This window comes from Streptomyces spinosus (genome assembly GCF_020400655.1).
GTDB classification, from domain to species: Bacteria; Actinomycetota; Actinomycetes; order Streptomycetales; family Streptomycetaceae; genus Streptomyces; species Streptomyces argyrophylli.
This window is the reverse complement of the sequence record NZ_JAINRC010000021.1, coordinates 71,691-88,725: the sequence shown is the minus strand read 5'-3', so window position 1 is coordinate 88,725 and position 17,035 is coordinate 71,691. Positions and strand designations below refer to the sequence as shown.

Here is a 17,035-nt window from a genome sequence, read left to right as displayed (position 1 = left end):
TGAGGCTGCCGGCCAGGGAGACGAAGGCTGCGTGGAGTCAGGCTCGGCACTCCCAGCGGGCGGCGAGGCGTTGAGCGCGCCCCACGGGGGAGGACGGCCACGAGCGGGCTGCCGCCCTGCCGCGCCCCGGCGATCGACGCTTGCTGTAGGGCCGGGCATGTCTGAAGACACCGCCTGGCCGTGCCCCACACCGTCACCCGCAGGCAGCCCGGGCACCCCCCGCGCCCAGCGCCGGCGGTCACCGGCGTCGTCGTAGCGGGTAGGTGCCGGAAGGCCGGCCCGCGACCGGCCGGTGACGCAGCAGGCTCCGGTCACCCAGCGGGCAGGCTGACCGTGAACCTGGCTCCAGGCACGTGTCCGCGGTCATAGGACACCTCACCGCCTACGGCGCGGGCCAGACGCCGTGCCAGCGGGAGCCCCAGGCCCGCACCGTCGTGTCCGTCGTCGGAGTCGGCGCGGCGGCCGGGCAGGAAGAGTTCGTCCACGAACTCCTCCGCCACGCCGGGGCCGTCATCGACGACGTCAATCCGTACGGTGCCGGGGCCGCGCCGTACGGACACGGTCACGCGGGCGCGGGCGTAGCGTACGGCGTTGGTCAGCAGGGGGCTGAGGATGCGTTCCAGGAGAGGGGCTGCGACTCCTGCCTCGAGCACCGGCGTTTCGGTCTCCACGGCGGTCATCATCCGGTCCGGTGTACCGAGTTGCCGGAAGAGGCGGTCCAGGACGGGCACGACATCGGTCGTGCCGGGGGCCGTCGTCGGGTTCAGCGCGTCTCCGCGGGCCTCGTTCAGGAGGGTGTCGCAGATCGTGCGCATGGACTGGGCGGCGTCGCCGATCACCTCGTGCACGGCGCGGGTCTCGGCGTCCGTGCGGGGGCGGGTTCGCCACCAGTCGAGTTCCATGATGATCCGGGTGAGGGGGGTGCGCAGTTCGTGGGACAGCTCTCCGGTCAGCTGCTGTTCGTGGCGCAGAACGGTGCGGATGCGGTCGAGGAGTGCGTCCAGTGAGGCTCCGAGCCGTGCGAGTTCGGTCGGGTGGTCTTCCGTGCCGAAGCGCTCGTCGGAGCCCACGGCGCTCCACTGGGTGGCTTGGTCGGTCATCGTCCGCACCGGGCGCAGCGCCCGGCCGACCGAGAGCCGGGTGAGTACGTACGTACAGCCGAGCATCACGGTGTCCAGGATCAGCGACCCCAGCAGCAGAGTGTCGGCCGAGCTGCGGTACGGGGCGAGGCTCAGGGCGGTGACGACGGTGGCGGAGGCCTGGCGGCCCGGGAAGTGCTGGGAGCACACCCTGACGGATGAGCGGCCCTGGGCCTGGACGGTCGCGCAGGCGTGCTTCCGCTGTGCGGCCAGCCGGTCGGCGGCCTGCGTCAGGGAGGTGCCGTCCGGAGCCGACGGGGGCTTCTCCAGCAGACGGGTTCCTGCGTAGATCCATACGTTGGCGTCGAGGAGACGGTCGTTGACGGTTTCCAGGACGCGGACCCGAGGGCCGCTGGTGTCGATGGTCGTGGCCACCGCTGCCGCCCGGTTGCGTAGTTCGTCGTCCGCCTGGTGCTGTAGGTGCCGGTCCATGACGGTGTTGAACGTCACGGTCAGGATCGTCATCAGCGCGGCGGCGGTGGTCAGCGCCACGAGGGAGAGCCGGCCGCGCAGGGTGCGCGGGCCGACGCGGCGGAAGAAGCGCAGCACGCGGTTCATGACAGGCGGTGTCCTGTTCCCCGTGCCGTACTGACGGTGAGGTCGCTGCCCGCCTCGCGCAGCTTGCGGCGCAGTCGGCTCAGGTACTGGTCCAGGGTGTTGTCGCTGACCTGCGCTCCCTCGGGCCAGCCGGACCGCACCAGGTCTCGGCGGCGTACGAGAGTGCCGTCCGCGGCGGCGAGTGTGGCCAGCAGCCGGAATTCTGTGGGGGACAGGCCGATGCGGGCACCGCGCACGGTCACGCTGTGGTCCACCGCGTCCAGGACCAGGTCGCCGGCCGAGGCCACCGCGGTGGCGGCGGTCCGTCTGATGACGGCTCTCAGCCTGGCGACGAGCTCGGCCAGGTGGAAGGGCTTGGGCAGGTAGTCGTCGCCCCCGGCGGAGAAGCCCGACAGGCGGTCGGTGAGCCGGTGCCGGGCGGTCAGGAAGATCACGGGGGCGACGAAGCCGTTGGCACGCATCGCCTGGCACACGTCCCGTCCGTCCGCGTCGGGCAGGCCGACGTCCAGGATGGCCGCGGCGATGTCGTCGGTGGCCAGCCGCAGGGCTGTGGCGCCGTCGGCGGCCAGGACCGGCTCGAATTCCTCTTCGGACAGTCCTCGGCGCAGCACGTCCCGTAGGGCGTGATCGTCCTCGACAACCAGGATCTTGGGGCGCATGATGCTCCGTCGGCCTTCCGGCCGGGGTCGTACGTGCGGTGAACGATTCGGGCAGCAGTGCCTCACACGGCTCATGCGGCCGGCAGCAGGGCACCGAGTCGTCTGGCGGTGAGCCGGCGCGCCAGGGCCTCCGGCTGCCGTCGCTCCACCAGTTCTTCGGCGCGCTTCACTCCTTCGTGCAGGCGCCCGGAGCGGCTGCGGGCGATCAGCGCGCCGCCCGCCTTCCGGCCGAGCAGGTATCCGCACTGTGCCCCGGCCGGCGCGCCGGTGGCCGCCGCGACCGGCAGAGGTACCGGAGACAGGTGCACCGCCCGGTCCCCGGTGCCCGTGCACAGCAGACCCGCCGTGAACAGCAGGGAGTCGCCGGGAAGGAAGAACCCGACCAGCAGTCCCGTCTCGGCGGACATCACCACGCCGACGCCCAGCACGCCGAAGGCGGCCAGGAGCGAATGGGCGTCGAGCACGTTGACGGCCGGCTGCGAGGCCGGATGAGGCGGGCTGGTCATAGGCGCCTTCCCTGTAGGGGCCGAGAGTGCATGCCCGGCGATGAATGACTCCGTGAACGTAGATTGTCTACAGAACTGTAGACGAACGTCGACCGCGAAGTGTTCCCGGGCTGCGGGCGCTGGGTGGCGGCCATCCGTGGTCACACAGCGGGCCGACCTCGAAGCCCCGTTCCGCGTAGGTGTCGAGGATGCGGGGAAGGGCGTCGAGGGCAGGGTGCCGGGCGCCCGGGGCGGAGGTGCGGTCGGAGTCGTGAAGCAGGATGGTTGCGCCGCCGTCGAGGTCGCGGGCGACGGTGCCGCGCACGGACTCCGCTGTGGCCCGTGCCGTCCAGTCCGCTCCCCAGCAAGGCCACAGTACCGGTGTGCGGCCGAGGCGCCGGGCGGCGAGGTGGGCGGCGGTCGGCATGACGCCGTACGGCAGCCGGAACAAGGCGGGCCGAAGTCCGGTGATCACGGTGACGGTGTCGTGGGCGCCGCTGGTGGTCCGCAGTGCCGCCGACACCGGGGCGCCGGGCCTTGGCGCACCGGTACTGCGCGGTGGGTGACCGGTCCTGGGCAGGCCCTTCGAACCGGCCACCAACGCGGTCCTCTGCTCAGAAGCGGTGGCTCTGAAGGTCGCCCAGCAGGGTTTCGAGTTGCTTTTCCTGTTCGGCGGCCGAAACGGGCTGGATGTTGCCGTGGTCGATGGCGTACGCCTTGAGGACCTCGTCCATCTGGTGGTCGAGCAGCGTCCAGGTCGTGTTGTTGACCGCCTGCAGCGAGGTGGCGTCGGCGTCCCAGTCGTCGCGCATCTTCTGCACGGTGGCATGGGAGGCCGCGGCCGTCCCGGCCCGGTCCTGAGCGATCGCCGTCCGCGCGAACCTCTCGTACTTCGACACTGCCGCAGTCGTCTGCTTGCCGGTCAGGGCCGCCTTCGGACAGGCCGGCATCGTCTCGCTCCGACCGGTCGGGTCGCAGGTGACGTGAGGCTGGTGGTGGGCCCAGATCATCAGCGCGACGGTGCCGGCGGCGATCACTGCGAAGCCTGCGAGCGCGATGCGCTCCTTGCGGGCGTTCGTAACCGGCGGCTCGTGCGTCGCCTCGGAGGTCTCGGCGACGTCCTGGCGGCTGATCGTCAGGTAGATGACCGTTGCCAGGATGGCGCCGAGGAAGATCAGGCTGGTGGCGAAGGTACCGAGGCCGAGTCCCACCGGGTCGCCAGGGTTGGCTGCGGCCTTCGGGGAGGCGAGCCAGTCACCGATGTTGGCGCCGAGCGGGCGGGTGAGAATGTAGGCCAGCCAGAACGAGAGAACCGGGTTGGCGCCGAACTTCCACAGCGCGGTGATCGACGCGATGAGGCCCAGCGGCAGGAGCACCGACTGCGCGGGTGTCCAGTTGGTCAGCTCCAGCGTCCAGTCACCGAGGGCGGTGCCCAGCGCGAACGTCACCAGGACGGTCAGCCAGTAGAACGCCTCACGCGGGAAGGTCGTGATGCTGTGGATCGACAGGGTCCGCTCACGCAGCCACCACACCCCGAAGACGAGGGCCAGAAGGACCGAGAACACCGCTGAGCTGAGCCACAGCGGGACGTTCTGCTTGTCGGTGAGCATGTCGGTGTACAGCGTGCCGGTAACGCTGACCACCACCACGGTGAGCCAGTACGGGAACGGCACGTAGCGCTTCGTACGGAACTGGACCGCCAGCACGATCGCGAAGACCGCGGTGAACAACAGCATGGTGTTGGTCAGGCCGAAGCCCAGCGTCTCGTTGATGTAATCGGCGAAACTCTCGCCGACGGTCGTGCAGAGGATCTTGATGATCCAGAACCAGACCGTGACCTCGGGCACCTTGTTCAACAGGCGGCTGCCCGCGACATGACGAGCAGTCGTGGTAGTCGACTCGGTTCCGGTCTCCTTGCCGGGTGTCCACCTCTGGACGACCGGACTCTCAGGCGTTTCACGCGTCATGCCGCACGACTGTGCCACCGGGAACCTGAACACATCCTGACTGCGGGCCCGCCGATCACTCTCGCAGCATCAACAGCACGTATCCATGGACACACCCACGTCACCGGGGCACTTCATTGGCTTCGGCTGCTGTAGGAGGTGCAGACGTGAGGCGGATGACCAGCCCGAGGCAGATCGCGAGGAACAGGGCGCTGGTCATGACGGTGCCCCGGCCGAGATCCCCGTCAGCGGTGGACTGGGAGAGGTAGTCGCCGATGGACGCGCCGAGCGGACGGGTCAAGATGTAGGCGATCCAAGCTCCACACCGCGTTCAGGTCCAGCCGAAAGTGCGCGATGGCCACCGCGGCGATGGCTGCCGCGAACAGGACGGCGGACAGCCAGTAGCCAAGGTCGACGCGCTCGGACACCAGGTCACCCGGCCGCAGTGCCGAGGGCGAAGGTGAACGGCACCGCCGGCCGGTAGAAGGACTCGCGGCTGGCGATGTCGACGTGGTGGAGGGACGGGGTCTGCTCGCGCCGGTACCAGGCGACTCGATGTCCGGCCGTTGGGTCGGCCAACTGCCGGGTCCTGCTCTTCAGTCGCCAGGTCGATGCCGGGACACAGCCGATATCACCGGCCGCACGCTGCTGACCAGTGCGTCGGCCTCTGTGTTCAGGTCGCGTTCAGGTTCGGCCGAGCGTCGGGCAACTCCCGTACCGGAAGCGCCAAAACTCTGGCAAAGGGGTCTGGGGCGAGTGCCGGTCACCGTGCCATGGTGCCTGCCATGTCGACTGATCACCTCACTCACAACCGGCCCGTGGGCCACCTCCGGCACGCGGCGAGCAAGGTGCCGGAGGTGACCGTCTACTTCTGGATCATCAAAGTGCTGACCACCGGGATGGGCGAGACAGCGTCCGACTACCTGGCCCACCTGCTCGGCCCGATCCCCGCTGTCGGCCTCGGTGGTATCGCCCTGGTGGGCGCTCTGGCGGTGCAGTTCGCCGTCCGCCGGTATGTGGCCTGGGTCTACTGGACGGCGATCGTCATGGTCAGTGTGTTCGGCACGATGGCCGCCGACGTCCTGCACGTGGGCCTCGGCGTGCCGTACACGCTCTCGACCCCGTTCTTCATGGCCGGGCTGGCCGCCGTCTTCGCCCTCTGGTACAGAGCCGAAGGCACCCTGTCCATCCACAGCATCCACACTCGGCGTCGCGAGACCTTCTACTGGGCCGCCGTGCTGGCCACGTTCGCGCTGGGTACCGCCGCTGGTGATCTCACCGCCACGATCGGTCTCGGCTACCTGGGCTCCGCGGTCCTGTACGCCGCCGCGATCGCCGTTCCGGCCGTCACTCACCGGTGGGGGAGGCTGAACGCGGTGGCCGCGTTCTGGGCGGCGTACGTCGTCACCCGCCCCCTCGGTGCCTCCGTCGCCGACTGGATGGCCGCCGGCCACGGCAGGGGCGGACTCGACCTGGGCCTGGGGCCGGTCACTCTGTCCTGGACGATGGCGATCCTCGGCTTCGTCGGCTATCTGGCCCTGTCCCGCAAGGACGTCCAGCGCGACATCACGCCGTGACACACCGGTGGTGTCGAGCGCGACGCGGTCACCCGGCGGGCAGGAACCGTGCCCCCGGGCGTGTTCGGGGTCGTACGCCACCTCGCAGCCGGCGGGAGTGGGCCAGGCGTCGCGCCGGCGGCAGTCCCAGGCCCGCTCCCGTCCTCCCTCGGTGCCCCCTTCTGCGGGCGCCGGCGGTGTGCTGGTGGGCGCGGTTGATGGTGCAGTCGACCGGCACCGTCCACTCCACCGCGCCCACCGCGTCGTCGCGGACCTGGACGACGGCCGCTCGCGTCGCACAACACGCCTCCTCACGCCAGGCGTCGCGCCCCTCCTTCACCGCCACCGCGGCGATGACCAGGGCTGCCGGAGCACCGGCTCACGACCAGCCGAACACGGCGCCCGCGACCAGGCCCACCAGCAGCGCCGCCGACAAATAGGTGCACAACAGCGTCTGCTTGGAGTCGGCCACGGCCGATGCGGAGCCGAGTTCCCGTCCGGCGCGGCGCTGGGCCGCCGAGAGGACCGGCATGACCACGAGCGAGAGGGCAGCCGGCGCGATCCCGGGCAGGGTGCGCGTAGCCTCACCTGTACCGGCCAGGGCCCGTACTGACCGGGACGAAGTGGTTGCGGCGGAAGTAGCCGATCTGGCCCTCGACGCCGCCCTTCTCGTGTGCGCCCCCGATGCCTCGACGGCAGTAGAAGCTCTCGATGCCGTAGGGCGATCTGAAGGCGATCCACCTGTCCGCTTCCACCCTCGCCCGGCTCAGCCCAAGCACGCGGGCGACGGCCGCCTTGCCTGGCGTCGGCGAACGCCGAAGGGCTCAGGGACGGTTCTCCAAGCCGCGTCAGCAGGTCCCGTGGCGGCCCGGCGTCGCCTGGGTGACTGACGACTCTTAACCGGATAGATCATCCGAATATGTGCTACCGTCCCAGCTAAGCGGATGACCTATCCGGATCTCTGGGTGGAGGAGCCTATGAGGAAGACAGCTGTGATCACAGCCGGAACGGCTGGCATAGGCCTGGAGACGGCCCTGGGGCTGGCTGCTGCCGGGTTCGCAGTCACCGTGGTCGGACGCGACGCCGACCGGGGCGCCCGGGCGGTCGCCCGAATCAACGCGACAAGCCCGGATCACCCTGGCCGGTTCCTATCCGCCGACCTGGCCTCGCTCGACGAAGTGCGCACGCTCGCCGAGCGGATCAACTGCGACCATGCCGCCTCGGGGGAACCGCTGACCGTTCTGGTCAACAACGTCGGGGCGATGTTCGCGGATCGCCGGGACGTCGGTGGCGTCGAGGCGTCGTTCGTCGTCAACCATCTCTCGCCGTACTTGTTGACCGAACTTCTGCTGCCCATCCTGACGGCCAGTGCGCCGAGCAGGATCGTGAACGTGACTTCAGGGGCGGTCGGGGTCGCCAAGCGGGTTTTCGACGCCGTTGAGCCGCCCGGAGGCTACTACGGCTTCCACTGGTACGGCCGCGCGAAACTCGCCAACCTCGCCTACACACTCGACCTGGCCGCGCGACTCAAGGGCACGGGCGTATCAGTCTTCGCCGCCGACCCGGGAGGGGCCGCCACCGACATGACCAACGGCACCCTGACCGACCCGAAGATCGTCTCGCCCGCCCTGCGACTGCTGTGGCCACTGGTACGCCGCACATTCGAACGCTCGACATCGGGTCCGGCGTCCGTGGCGGCCAGGCCCTCGGTCGTCGCCGCCACCGACAACGCCCTGGCCAGTCACACCGGCATCGTCCTCGGAGCCCGAGCCCGCCCTGTGACGCCGTTCCGCGCGGCAACAGATCCCCGCCTGGTAGCGGCCGTACGCCGACTCAGCGAACGGTACGCGCCCCTCTCGGCCGCATGATCGCCCATATGGCGAAGGCGCGGCCCACGCAACCATCTGGATGGGCTATCCGATTACACTGCTCTCATGACGACGACGCCATTGCGCAAGGATGCGGCTCGCAACTGGGCCCAGATCGTCGCCGTCGCCCGTGTCCTGGTCGACGAGGGCACGCCGTTGCAGCTCAACGACGTCGCCCGCCGTACTGGACTCGGTGTCGGCACCGTCTACCGGCACTTTGCCACCCCCGAAGCGCTGCTGGAGACCGTCGCCACCCCTTGCCTGGAAGCTCTGGCTGCGCACGGCGAGCAGGCGCTGGCCGACACCGACCCCTGGCGCGCACTGGAGCAATTCCTGATCCACACCGTCGAAGCCCAAGTCACCGACGCCTCCCTGTCCCCGGTCACCGCCGCAGCCACAGACGCGCTGCCGCGCACCACGGAACTCAAGAGGTCGCTTCGATCGGCCGGCGCCACACTCCTCGACCGGGCCCGCGACGCCGGAGCGGTCCGCCCGGACCTGGCCGCCGCCGACCTCGTCCCGCTCATGTGCGGCATCGCCCACGCCGTGAACGTCCATGACGGCCCTCCCACCGACCGGGTCGACACCGCACACCGCTACCTGGCCACACTGCTGAGCGGCCTGCGAGCTGCACCGAACGCATGAGATGCCTCCCGCGCCACCGCCGGCGCGAAGCCGGCCTTGAGGCCCCGGGTGAAGACACGCAAGTGGGGTAGGTCCTCGGCCTGCGACAAGGTGATCCAGGTGCTCAGCAGGGCGGCATTGCCGTCGGCGGGATCCAGCAGCACGGCGAAGTGGTGGACGAGGTCGGCCAGAGCGTTCATCTCTTTGCAGGTGGTGCGGGCGGCCTCGATGTGGTCCCGCCGGTGGTCTTTGAGGCGCTCGGGGTGGGTGAGCAAGTAGCGGGGCGGGGCGCCGGGGCGAAGTGCGGGTCGGTCGGCCTTGACGCGGCCCTGGACGATGTAGTGGGCGAGCACGTTCGAGCTGCCGGTGCAGCCCGGTTCCCTGATCTCCTGGAGGAGATGGGACCCGCTTTCGCCCAGCAGGTGCTGTGCGCCGACTTCTTTGCGGACGGCCTCGACGAGGTTGTGCCACAGCTGCCGGCGGTCGCTGATCCGGAGCGCGTCGGGCAGGGCTCGGCGGACCGCCTCGGCGTAGGTTGTCGATCCGTCCCGGCACCCGGCCTCGAAGCTCGGATGCCTGCGCAGCCAGGCCTCCACAGTGGCGGTTTCGCGGCCGGGCAGTACCGACGATTCGGTTGTGGGGGCGAGCCCGGCGTAGGAGGCGAGGTTCGCGGCGGTGGGGAGGCTGATGCCGTCACCGACGGTGACCAGCAGGACTGTGGCGGTCCTGACCGCGACCCGAAGCATCGAGGTCAGGACCTGGGAAAGAGAGTGGTCCTCCAGCAGGGCCTTGATCCGGGCTTCCAGAGCACGGCGTTGTGCGTGGACGTCGGCCAAGGGGCCGGGCGGGGGAGGGGACCACGGCTCGAAGGTGCCCGTCTGATGGTCAGTGACATCCGCCTGGGCGGCGCCTACTTCGGGGCCGTCCGTGTCAACACCGGCGCCGTTACCGGCACGTCTTCCCCGTTCTCGCCCCGGAGGCGGTCGACCATCTGGTGGCCCAGGCGGTCGCCGGGCCGCCGCCTGCCGTACCGCCCCGACTGCCCGCACTCACCTTGCGCGAGCGGGAGGTGCTAGCGGGGGTGGGGGACGGGCTGAGCAGCGCCCAGATCGGTCGACGTCCGGGCTTGGGGGTGCCCACGGTGAAGGCACACGTCTCGCGGATCATCAAGAAACTGCAATGCGAGAATCGGGTACAGGCCGGGCTGTTCGTGTTGCGTCGCAACAGGGCCCCCGTGGCGCCGGGAGTGCCGGGACGCCGGGCACCGCGCGGGTGCCCGGCGCGGCTCGTCAGGCGGTGAAGGGCACGGCGTCGGTCGGGTCGGCGTGCCAGTTGGTCGCCACGGGCCGGTCGACGGTGACCGTCTGCGGCAGCTTGAGGGTGACGGAGTTCGACTCGTCGCCGGTGACGGAGAGGTGGAGGCGGTCGAACTGCTTGCCCTGGTTGTCGTTGGTGGTCTTGGGGTTGATGCCCGCGTAGGCGGCCTTGGACCCGGACAGGGTTACGTCGTCGCTGACGGCGTGCTCCGCCGGCCCGACCTCGGTGTCGGCGGAGGAGCCGAAGGAGGCGGAGGGGAAGACGCCCCGCAGGTGGCAGGTGACGCCGGGCTTGGCCTTGGCGGTGAGGAGGAGGTAGCCACCCGCCTGCGTCTTGGACGTGAGGTCGAAGGACAGGTCGCCGGTGACGCAGGCCCGCGTGACCGGGCCGCGGCCGGCGGCGGCGTGGGCGGTCGCCGTGGCCCCGGCGGTCAGGGCGGCGGCCGCGACGGCGGCCAGGGCGAGGTGGGCAGACGGGGAAGCGAAGCGCGAACGCATGTCGAGATCTCCATGTGCGTAAGTGATCATCCGGCGGGTCGCTCGGACGACTGCAGCCTGTACCGGTGTCCGTCCCAGGAGCCACAGACTGCGGACATCTCGGGACACTGGAACGGTGGAACGGCCGCTGATCAGCGGCGATGGTGACGGCCTGGAACGGGCGACTGGGACGAAGGCGCCGTTCGGCCCTTGTTCGGACCCGGCGGCACTCAGAGGTCGTGAGCCGTACGTGCGGGTGATGCGGTCCGCGTCCCGGCGGCCGAAGTTCGGGGCGGCGGCCATGACCGGGCTTCGGTCCGCAGGCCGGACGTCTCCGTCGGCCTGGACGCCGACTCCCCGCAGATCCTGATCAGCGCCTCCACCCGGTTTCTCGTGCACGGGCCGAGCCCGCTGCGCCGATCCCGCCACCGCCTCCACCTAGCCGTTGCGCAGCCTGCGCCAGGATGCCTCCTCCCGGGACCTGTCCCCGCCCGCCGGCCGTGACGCGGCCACCCATCGGACAGCCGGACGGCGGACCATGCCGTGCCGCGCCGCCGTCGGTTGGTGGCCTGCCCGTGCCGTGCCCCGCCGCGCCTTCCGCCCCCCGGGTCCGCACGCGCCCGGCTGTCCGACCGGCGGCCCCCGTCCGCCCCGCTGCCAGTGCCCGCCGTCCTCGCGCTGGCAACGCGCTGCTCAGACCTGCCGATGGCGCGGCCGCCACGACTGGTCTTCGTCGCATCCGGTGGGCTGCCTGTGCTGCCGCGGCGGCCCGCGTCCGTGGGACGGCAGCGCGCGGCGCGATCAGCGTTCTGCGGCGAACGACTTGACGTAGGCCAGGGCTCCGTACAACGCGTCACGCAGAGGTGTGGACTCGCCGGCCGCCTGGTCCAGCAGCGCTCCGCCCTGGAACGCGGCGGCGAGCAGGTGGGCGAGTGCGGCCGGGTCGGCCTCCGGTCGCAGTTCGCCGCGCTCACGCATCTTGCTCAGGCCGCGCTTGAACAGCTCCTGCCAACGCTCAAAGCCGTCGGCCACCGCGTCCCGGTGGGCGGGCTCGGTCTTGACGACCTCAGCGGCCAGGGAGCCGAACGTGCACCCGCCGCGGAGCATGTCCTGCGAGGCGATGTAGGAGTCGGCCCACCGGCGCAGCGCGGCGAAGCTGTCCAACTCCCCGAGTTCGGGCGCCTGGTGACGAGCGACGATGGTGTCGGCTTGCCAGGCGAGCACCGCGCGCACCAGGGACTCCTTGGTAGGGAAGTGGCGCGTCAGCTGCGAGCCGCTAACCCCGGCGGCCGCACGGATCTGCTCGTTGTTGGTGTTCTGCGCGCCCTGTTCGTAGATCAGTTCGGCGGCCGCTTTCACGATGCGCTCGCGTGTGGCCAGGCCCTTGGCGGTCAGCTTCCGGGCCGGCGCTTCGCGGGTAGTGGTCATGCGCACTACCTTATCGCAAAAAGGGCTTGACGGCCCCTTCTGCGAGGTGTTCTCTGGGGTGATGGAAAAAGGGCCTACAAGCCCACTTTTCTGGGAAGCGAACCGGATGTAAGCGGACCGGATGTCCACACAGGCGGCACCACACACGGTCGCGACGGCCACAGCCGCCTGCTGAACGGGTTTCGCCCCGCCTCGCTCATCTCGCGCTGCACCCGCCCGCAGGACTGACGCTGCAGTTCCCCCCAGCTCCCTCTCAAGAACGGAGATCACCATCATGAAACGCCACCTCCTCGTGATCGGGGCCACCGGCAAGACCGGCCGGCACACCACCGAGCTCCTGCTCCAGCGCGGACACCGCGTCCGCGCACTCGTCCACGGCCTCGACGCACGCGCCGAGCGGCTCGCCGCCCTCGGAGCCGAGATCGTGGAAGGCGACGTCCTCGACCTGGACTCCCTGGCCCGGGCGACCAAGGGCATCGACGCCCTGTACTTCACCTATCCGATCCGCCCCGGCCTGATGGACGCCACCGCGAACGTGGCCCAGGCGGCGGAGGAGAACGAGGTCAAGGGGATCGTGAACATGTCCCAGGTCTCCGCCCGCCGCAACACCGCGAGCAACGCCGCCCGCCAGCACTGGGTCGCCGAACGCGTCCTGGACCACGCCCCGGTCCCGGTCACCCACCTCCGGCCGACCTTCTTCGCCCAGTGGCTGATCGACACCTGGGCCGACGGCACCGGCGAACTGCGCCTGCCGTTCGCCGACGGACGTCACGCCCCCATTGCGGAAAGCGACCAGGCGAAGGTGATCGCGGCCATCCTGGAAGATCCCGCACCGCACGCCGGCCAGATCTACCGGCTCTACGGAGCCGAAGAGCTCGACCACTACGAGATCGCCGAGAAGATGTCGCGGGCGCTGGGCCGGAAGGTCACCTACGTGCCCATCGGACTCGACGAGTTCGCCGCCATTCTGCGCGGGCGCGGCGCGTCGGACCACCTGATCCAGCACCTGCTCGCCGTGGCCGTCGATTACCGAGACGGCGTCTTCGCCGGCACCAATGACCTGGTCAAGACGATCGGCGGCAGCGCCCCCCTCGACGTCGAGACCTTCATCGCCCGGAACCGCACGGCCTTCGACCTGCCCACCACCATCTGAACGCTGGAGAAGGCAATGAGTATGCGGTTCGTCGCTGGATCGTCCCGGCGTTTCGGTCTGGAGATCACCCGTGCCGCTCTCGCGGCCGGCCACCAGTTCCTCCTGCTCGTCGCCTTCGATCTCCTGGTGCTTCACTCCACCGCAGAGCTGCCACAGCACGTCAACTCGGCAGGCAGCCCGTACCCGAGGCGTTGCCTCGGCTGACCGGCCGCCGCGCCCGCGTCGTGCGCCTTCCTGGTGCGGCCGGTGCCGGGGGAGGGCGGACGCCGCGCGCCCCGTGCCGGTCCGCCAGATGAGCGACGGTGACGCCCAGGACCGGCGCGGCCTTACGGGCCGTGCCGGGTCCGAGCCGCCACCTGACCTGCCGAGGGAAGCGGGGGCCCGGCAAGCCTGTGGCACGGCACTCGCACGATCAAAGAGCGTTGCCGCAGCCGTCTGCCGGTCAGCCGATGGGCTCGGCCACGATGAGCTGGAACCGTGCGAAGGACAGCTTCACGGTGTTGTGCTCAGCAGTGGCGGTTCCGAGTGACGTGCCGGTGAACGGGTCGGTCAGGCGGTACCGCGTGCGGTCCAGACCGCGCAGCTCGACCGTCCCGTCCCACTGGTCGGCGTAGAAGGCGTAGTGGAGGGTCCGCTTCGTGGCCACGACATGCGCCTCGGGCTTGTCGAAGCCGATGTCGTAAAGCTCACCGCGGTACTCGCCGGTGGGCAGCATGTTCTTCTCGTACAGGGACACCCACTTGCGCCAGAGGACCTCCTTCTCCGGGGTGAGGTCGGTCGCCTTGTCCGGGGCCCCGGTGCCGGGGAGGGTGAACTTGGTCGACAGGACGGCTCCGACCCCGTAGGAGGACGCGAAGTCGTCGCCGTGGTCGCTCAGTTCGACGTGGTCGCCGGCGTAGCTGCTGCCCGCGCCCATGAGCGCCTTCATCGACTTGCCCTTGCTCCGGACCTGGTAGGAGGACTCCGGGTCCGAGCTGGGGTACTGGTCGACGTAGGGCAGGTTGTGGAAGGCGAAGGCGGTGCCGCATGGGCAGAGTTCGACGAGGGCGTCGGGGTTCGCCGCGTGCGCGGCTTCGTGGATCGCCTTCCAGAACCGGGCCACGCCCTCGGTGGATTCCTCGGGGCGGGCGTGCCGGTGCTTCGGGTTGTAGCAGGGTGCGACGCTGTTGAGGTGCTGGCCGTCGATCTTGAGCCCCTCGTAGCCCCAGTCGCCGATGAACTTCTTCGCCTGCTCGACGAAGTAGTCCACGGTCGGCTGGTAGGCCGGGCAGAGCGTGTAGGCGTCCCACCATGTGACGTCCTGCTTGTTGCCGTCGCGGTCCAGCAACAGCATGTCGGAGCGGTCCCGGATCAGGTTGCTGTCGGGGTCCGCCGCGAGCGGGGCCCACCACAGGCGCGGTCGCAGGCCGGCGTCTCGTATCTCCTTGGTGAAGGCCCGCATGTCCGCTTCGCCGCGCGGGAACTTCGTCGTGTTGATGTCCCAGTCGCCCTCGTTGGTCTGCCAGCCGTCGTCGAGCACGACCCAGCGCAGGCCGACCTCGTGGGCCTTCGGCAGCGTTCCGGTGACCTGCTCGACGGTGAAGTCGCGCTCGTAGCCCCAGGCACACCAGATGGGCTCGAAGGCCGAGGCGGGAACCTTGGGAGCGCGCTGGCCGATGTCGCTCATGTAGTCGCGGTACCGCTGGAGCGGCACGAAGTGGTCGCCCGGGAGAGCGGTCAGGAACGTGGTGCTGGTGCTGAGCCGACGGCCCGGCTTCAGGGTGCGGGCTGTGTCGTCCTGGATGGCGATGCTCGCGCCGTCGGCCGTCTTGCGGACCGGCATGCGCAGGATCGTCGCCACGGGCTCGACGTGTCCGACGGAAAGGCCGGCGCCCCGGCGCCAGACGGTCGCCAGCGGGGTGCCGCCGCCGTAGTCGGAGGAGTCCATCCCCAGCGAGTTCTCCTGGACGTAGCCGTCCTTCACCGGCATCACCCAGTCGCGGCGGTCCGTGTGCGTGGTGCCGGAGAAGGTGTAGAAGCCGCCGGGGATTTCCAGGAGTTCGTGAGCTCCGTTGCGCCACCCGGTGACCTTCAGCGCGGTGGAGGACCTGTTGGTGTAGGTCACCTTCATCACGATCATGCCGGCCAGACGCTCGAAGGAGGTCAGCTCGACCGTCTTGTGCACGCCTTCCTCGGATGTGCCCTCGATCGTCACCCTGACGCCCGCGCCGTGGCGGGGGTGCCGGGTGGCGCGGGTCCGGTGTCCGCGGTAGGCGAACGCCTCGATGGCCTTGTCGCCCACCAGCAGGGCTTCGCCGGCGTCGAAGCGGGTGAGGTCGACGCCCTTCAGCGCGACCCGGCTGCGCAGTTGGTCGTCGAACTCCAGGGTGATGGAGCTGTCGCCGACTCCGACGAGGTCAGGATGCGAGTTCGGTGCGGCGTCCGCGGGTGAGGTGCTCATGGCCACGGCGGGGAGGGCGGCCAGGCCGGCACCCCCCAGCGCGACCTTCAGTACGCTTCGCCGGTTCATGTCCGTCATGTCGAACTCTCTTTCGGTCATGCGTGCCCGACTGGGGCAGCTGCCTTCTGTCCGTCGTGGTGGATCGTTCAGAGTCGAGCCGCGTGCTCGCGGCGGAGCGGTCGTCCGTGCGTCTGGTCGATGCCTGGTCTGCTACTGGTTCTCGCAGTGGGTCGGGTGGGGCCGGGAGACGGCGTGGCGTCCGAACGGGCACACCGGTGCGAGGTCGCCTCCGGCGGCGGAGTGCGGCCATCCTCGGTGAGCTGCTACCACGCTGCCTCAATCCCGGGAGGTGCCCGGGGCACGGCGAAACGGAAGGTCGCTCACGGGCGCCTTCTTCATCACCGGGTGGCCTGCTGCGAGAACGTAAGTGGTATTCGAGTGGCATGTCAACGGGTGGGCCGCCCGGACGAGGCTCATGCCGTCGATCGAATTGGTATGTTTCTGGTATGACGAATGCGAGAACGCCGATGCCCAGAGGTCTGTTCGCGGACGACGCCCTCCCGTTGTACGAGCGCACGGCCACGCGGCTGCTGGAGGACCTGCGCGCCGCTGCCGCCCGCCCCGGTGACCGGCTGCCCTCCGAGCGGGCTCTGGTCGAGCGGTACGCCGTGTCGCGCGTGACGCTGCGCTCGGCCCTCGCGCAATTGGAGTCACGGGGCATCGTGCGGCCGTCGTCGTCGCGCGGGTGGTTCGTCGCCGAGCTCGGTCTGCTTCCCGAGGCGACGATGACGTCCGGCTCGGCGGCCCCGCAGTTCCAGGGGTTCGCCGACTATGCCCAGGCCAACGGCTTGACGACGGCCAGCAAGGTGCTCTCCGCCACCGTCCGGCCGGCCACGGTGTCCGAGGCCGAGCAGCTCCGGATCGCTCCGGGCGCCGACCTCTTCGACCTCCACCGACTGCGCTTCCTCGACGGTCTGCTGGTCGTGCTCGAGCACAACCGGCTCCCTTTGGCGGCCTGCCCGGCCCTGGCCGGGACCGACTTCAACACGGCCTCGCTCTACGCCACCCTGCGCGCCGCCGACCCGCCGCAGTTGCCCCGCGTCGCCGACTACTCGGTCGAGGCCCGCCACCCGACGCCACGGGAGATCGAGCTGTTCGGGATCGCGGAGACCATGCCGATGCTCGTCGCGACCCAGCTGACGTCGAACCAGGAATCACGCCCGATCGAACTGACCGTCCAGGTCTACCGGGGGGACCGTTACCGGTTCCGGGCCTCCATCACCAATCAGGACTGATTGATCACCGCAGGTCACGGAGGCCCTCCTCCACGTACCAGCTGCAAGCTGGACTCGATGCCAATACCAGATACATACCAGAATAAGACTG

The 17,035-nt window shown here is 70.0% G+C and carries 16 protein-coding genes and 4 pseudogenes; 7 read left to right on the top strand and 13 right to left on the bottom strand.

The window, feature by feature from the left end:
• Window positions 1–311: 311 nt before the first annotated feature.
• From LG395_RS33635 to LG395_RS33610, 6 genes and pseudogenes are all read right to left on the bottom strand, one after another.
• Window positions 312–1,697 (bottom strand): sensor histidine kinase, encoded by a 1,386-nt coding sequence (locus LG395_RS33635; RefSeq protein ID WP_225812396.1) that lies wholly within the window; start codon window positions 1,695–1,697, stop codon window positions 312–314.
• Window positions 1,694–2,356: a response regulator transcription factor gene (locus LG395_RS33630; RefSeq protein WP_225812394.1), complete on the bottom strand. Its 663-nt coding sequence runs from the start codon at window positions 2,354–2,356 to the stop codon at window positions 1,694–1,696. The genes LG395_RS33635 and LG395_RS33630 overlap by 4 nt, the downstream gene beginning before the upstream one ends.
• Window positions 2,357–2,496: 140 nt before the next feature.
• A pseudogene (locus LG395_RS33625) lies at window positions 2,497–2,862 on the bottom strand (DedA family protein); the annotation flags it as partial.
• Between the two features lie 67 nt (window positions 2,863–2,929).
• On the bottom strand, window positions 2,930–3,439 hold the full coding sequence (locus LG395_RS33620) for a polysaccharide deacetylase family protein (protein ID WP_225812392.1): 510 nt from the start codon (window positions 3,437–3,439) through the stop codon (window positions 2,930–2,932).
• A gap of 16 nt (window positions 3,440–3,455) precedes the next feature.
• The gene (locus LG395_RS33615) at window positions 3,456–4,808 is read right to left on the bottom strand and encodes a COG4705 family protein (protein ID WP_225812390.1); all 1,353 of its coding nucleotides are present in this window, start codon (window positions 4,806–4,808) and stop codon (window positions 3,456–3,458) included.
• Window positions 4,809–4,908: 100 nt separating this feature from the next.
• Window positions 4,909–5,336: pseudogene (locus LG395_RS33610) on the bottom strand (COG4705 family protein); the annotation flags it as partial.
• A 236-nt stretch (window positions 5,337–5,572) separates the two neighbouring features.
• Here LG395_RS33610 and LG395_RS33605 point away from each other — a divergent pair.
• Window positions 5,573–6,364, top strand: a complete 792-nt coding sequence (locus LG395_RS33605) for a COG4705 family protein (protein ID WP_225812388.1) — start codon at window positions 5,573–5,575, stop codon at window positions 6,362–6,364.
• A 262-nt stretch (window positions 6,365–6,626) separates the two neighbouring features.
• On the opposite strand, the pseudogene LG395_RS33595 reads toward LG395_RS33605, so the two are convergent.
• Window positions 6,627–6,956, bottom strand: a pseudogene (locus LG395_RS33595) (cation transporter); the annotation flags it as partial.
• Window positions 6,928–7,098 carry a hypothetical protein gene (locus LG395_RS33590; RefSeq protein ID WP_225812491.1) on the bottom strand — a complete coding sequence of 57 codons (171 nt, stop codon included), beginning with the start codon at window positions 7,096–7,098 and terminating at the stop codon, window positions 6,928–6,930. The pseudogene LG395_RS33595 and the gene LG395_RS33590, both read right to left, overlap by 29 nt.
• A gap of 222 nt (window positions 7,099–7,320) precedes the next feature.
• Here LG395_RS33590 and LG395_RS33585 point away from each other — a divergent pair, with 222 nt between their 5' ends.
• Both LG395_RS33585 and LG395_RS33580 read left to right on the top strand, forming a co-directional pair.
• The gene (locus tag LG395_RS33585; protein WP_225812487.1) at window positions 7,321–8,211 is read left to right on the top strand and encodes an SDR family NAD(P)-dependent oxidoreductase; all 891 of its coding nucleotides are present in this window, start codon (window positions 7,321–7,323) and stop codon (window positions 8,209–8,211) included.
• A 66-nt stretch (window positions 8,212–8,277) separates the two neighbouring features.
• Window positions 8,278–8,856 (top strand): TetR/AcrR family transcriptional regulator, encoded by a 579-nt coding sequence (locus tag LG395_RS33580; protein ID WP_225812386.1) that lies wholly within the window; start codon window positions 8,278–8,280, stop codon window positions 8,854–8,856.
• On the opposite strand, the gene LG395_RS33575 is transcribed toward LG395_RS33580, so the two are convergent.
• Both LG395_RS33575 and LG395_RS33570 read right to left on the bottom strand, forming a co-directional pair.
• Window positions 8,808–9,455, bottom strand: a complete 648-nt coding sequence (locus tag LG395_RS33575; RefSeq protein WP_225812486.1) for a transposase — start codon at window positions 9,453–9,455, stop codon at window positions 8,808–8,810. The genes LG395_RS33580 and LG395_RS33575 overlap by 49 nt on opposite strands.
• A 3-nt stretch (window positions 9,456–9,458) precedes the next feature.
• Window positions 9,459–9,671: pseudogene (locus tag LG395_RS33570) on the bottom strand (transposase); the annotation flags it as partial.
• 158 nt (window positions 9,672–9,829) lie between these two features.
• Here LG395_RS33570 and LG395_RS41800 point away from each other — a divergent pair.
• Window positions 9,830–10,135, top strand: a complete 306-nt coding sequence (locus LG395_RS41800; protein WP_225812384.1) for a response regulator transcription factor — start codon at window positions 9,830–9,832, stop codon at window positions 10,133–10,135.
• On the opposite strand, the gene LG395_RS33560 is transcribed toward LG395_RS41800, so the two are convergent.
• A complete protein-coding gene (locus tag LG395_RS33560; RefSeq protein ID WP_225812382.1) occupies window positions 10,125–10,649 on the bottom strand; it encodes a DUF4232 domain-containing protein in 525 nt (174 codons plus the stop codon). The genes LG395_RS41800 and LG395_RS33560 overlap by 11 nt on opposite strands.
• Window positions 10,650–11,429: 780 nt before the next feature.
• Window positions 11,430–12,056: a TetR/AcrR family transcriptional regulator gene (locus LG395_RS33555; RefSeq protein ID WP_225812380.1), complete on the bottom strand. Its 627-nt coding sequence runs from the start codon at window positions 12,054–12,056 to the stop codon at window positions 11,430–11,432.
• A 274-nt stretch (window positions 12,057–12,330) separates the two neighbouring features.
• Between LG395_RS33555 and LG395_RS33550 the strand changes: the two genes are divergently transcribed.
• Together LG395_RS33550 and LG395_RS33545 are read left to right on the top strand one after the other, a co-directional pair.
• A complete protein-coding gene (locus LG395_RS33550; protein ID WP_225812378.1) occupies window positions 12,331–13,209 on the top strand; it encodes an NmrA family NAD(P)-binding protein in 879 nt (292 codons plus the stop codon).
• 15 nt (window positions 13,210–13,224) lie between these two features.
• On the top strand, window positions 13,225–13,413 hold the full coding sequence (locus LG395_RS33545) for a hypothetical protein (RefSeq protein ID WP_225812376.1): 189 nt from the start codon (window positions 13,225–13,227) through the stop codon (window positions 13,411–13,413).
• A gap of 238 nt (window positions 13,414–13,651) precedes the next feature.
• Here LG395_RS33545 and LG395_RS33540 read toward each other — a convergent pair whose 3' ends face one another.
• The gene (locus LG395_RS33540; RefSeq protein WP_225812374.1) at window positions 13,652–15,727 is read right to left on the bottom strand and encodes a glycoside hydrolase family 36 protein; all 2,076 of its coding nucleotides are present in this window, start codon (window positions 15,725–15,727) and stop codon (window positions 13,652–13,654) included.
• Window positions 15,728–16,155: 428 nt separating this feature from the next.
• Here LG395_RS33540 and LG395_RS33535 point away from each other — a divergent pair, with 428 nt between their 5' ends.
• The gene (locus LG395_RS33535; RefSeq protein WP_225812372.1) at window positions 16,156–16,944 is read left to right on the top strand and encodes a GntR family transcriptional regulator; all 789 of its coding nucleotides are present in this window, start codon (window positions 16,156–16,158) and stop codon (window positions 16,942–16,944) included.
• Window positions 16,945–17,035 lie beyond the last annotated feature (91 nt).

Coding starts and splice junctions, on each gene's coding strand:
- LG395_RS33635 (WP_225812396.1), bottom strand. CDS start 1,697: ATGAACCGCGTGCTGCGCTTCTTCCGCCGCGTCGGCCCGCGCACCCTG.
- LG395_RS33555 (WP_225812380.1), bottom strand. CDS start 12,056: ATGACCACTACCCGCGAAGCGCCGGCCCGGAAGCTGACCGCCAAGGGC.
- LG395_RS33585 (WP_225812487.1), top strand. CDS start 7,321: ATGAGGAAGACAGCTGTGATCACAGCCGGAACGGCTGGCATAGGCCTG.
- LG395_RS33550 (WP_225812378.1), top strand. CDS start 12,331: ATGAAACGCCACCTCCTCGTGATCGGGGCCACCGGCAAGACCGGCCGG.
- LG395_RS33545 (WP_225812376.1), top strand. CDS start 13,225: ATGAGTATGCGGTTCGTCGCTGGATCGTCCCGGCGTTTCGGTCTGGAG.
- LG395_RS33580 (WP_225812386.1), top strand. CDS start 8,278: ATGACGACGACGCCATTGCGCAAGGATGCGGCTCGCAACTGGGCCCAG.
- LG395_RS33560 (WP_225812382.1), bottom strand. CDS start 10,649: ATGCGTTCGCGCTTCGCTTCCCCGTCTGCCCACCTCGCCCTGGCCGCC.
- LG395_RS33535 (WP_225812372.1), top strand. CDS start 16,156: ATGACGAATGCGAGAACGCCGATGCCCAGAGGTCTGTTCGCGGACGAC.
- LG395_RS33605 (WP_225812388.1), top strand. CDS start 5,573: ATGTCGACTGATCACCTCACTCACAACCGGCCCGTGGGCCACCTCCGG.
- LG395_RS33615 (WP_225812390.1), bottom strand. CDS start 4,808: ATGACGCGTGAAACGCCTGAGAGTCCGGTCGTCCAGAGGTGGACACCC.
- LG395_RS33630 (WP_225812394.1), bottom strand. CDS start 2,356: ATGCGCCCCAAGATCCTGGTTGTCGAGGACGATCACGCCCTACGGGAC.
- LG395_RS33540 (WP_225812374.1), bottom strand. CDS start 15,727: ATGACGGACATGAACCGGCGAAGCGTACTGAAGGTCGCGCTGGGGGGT.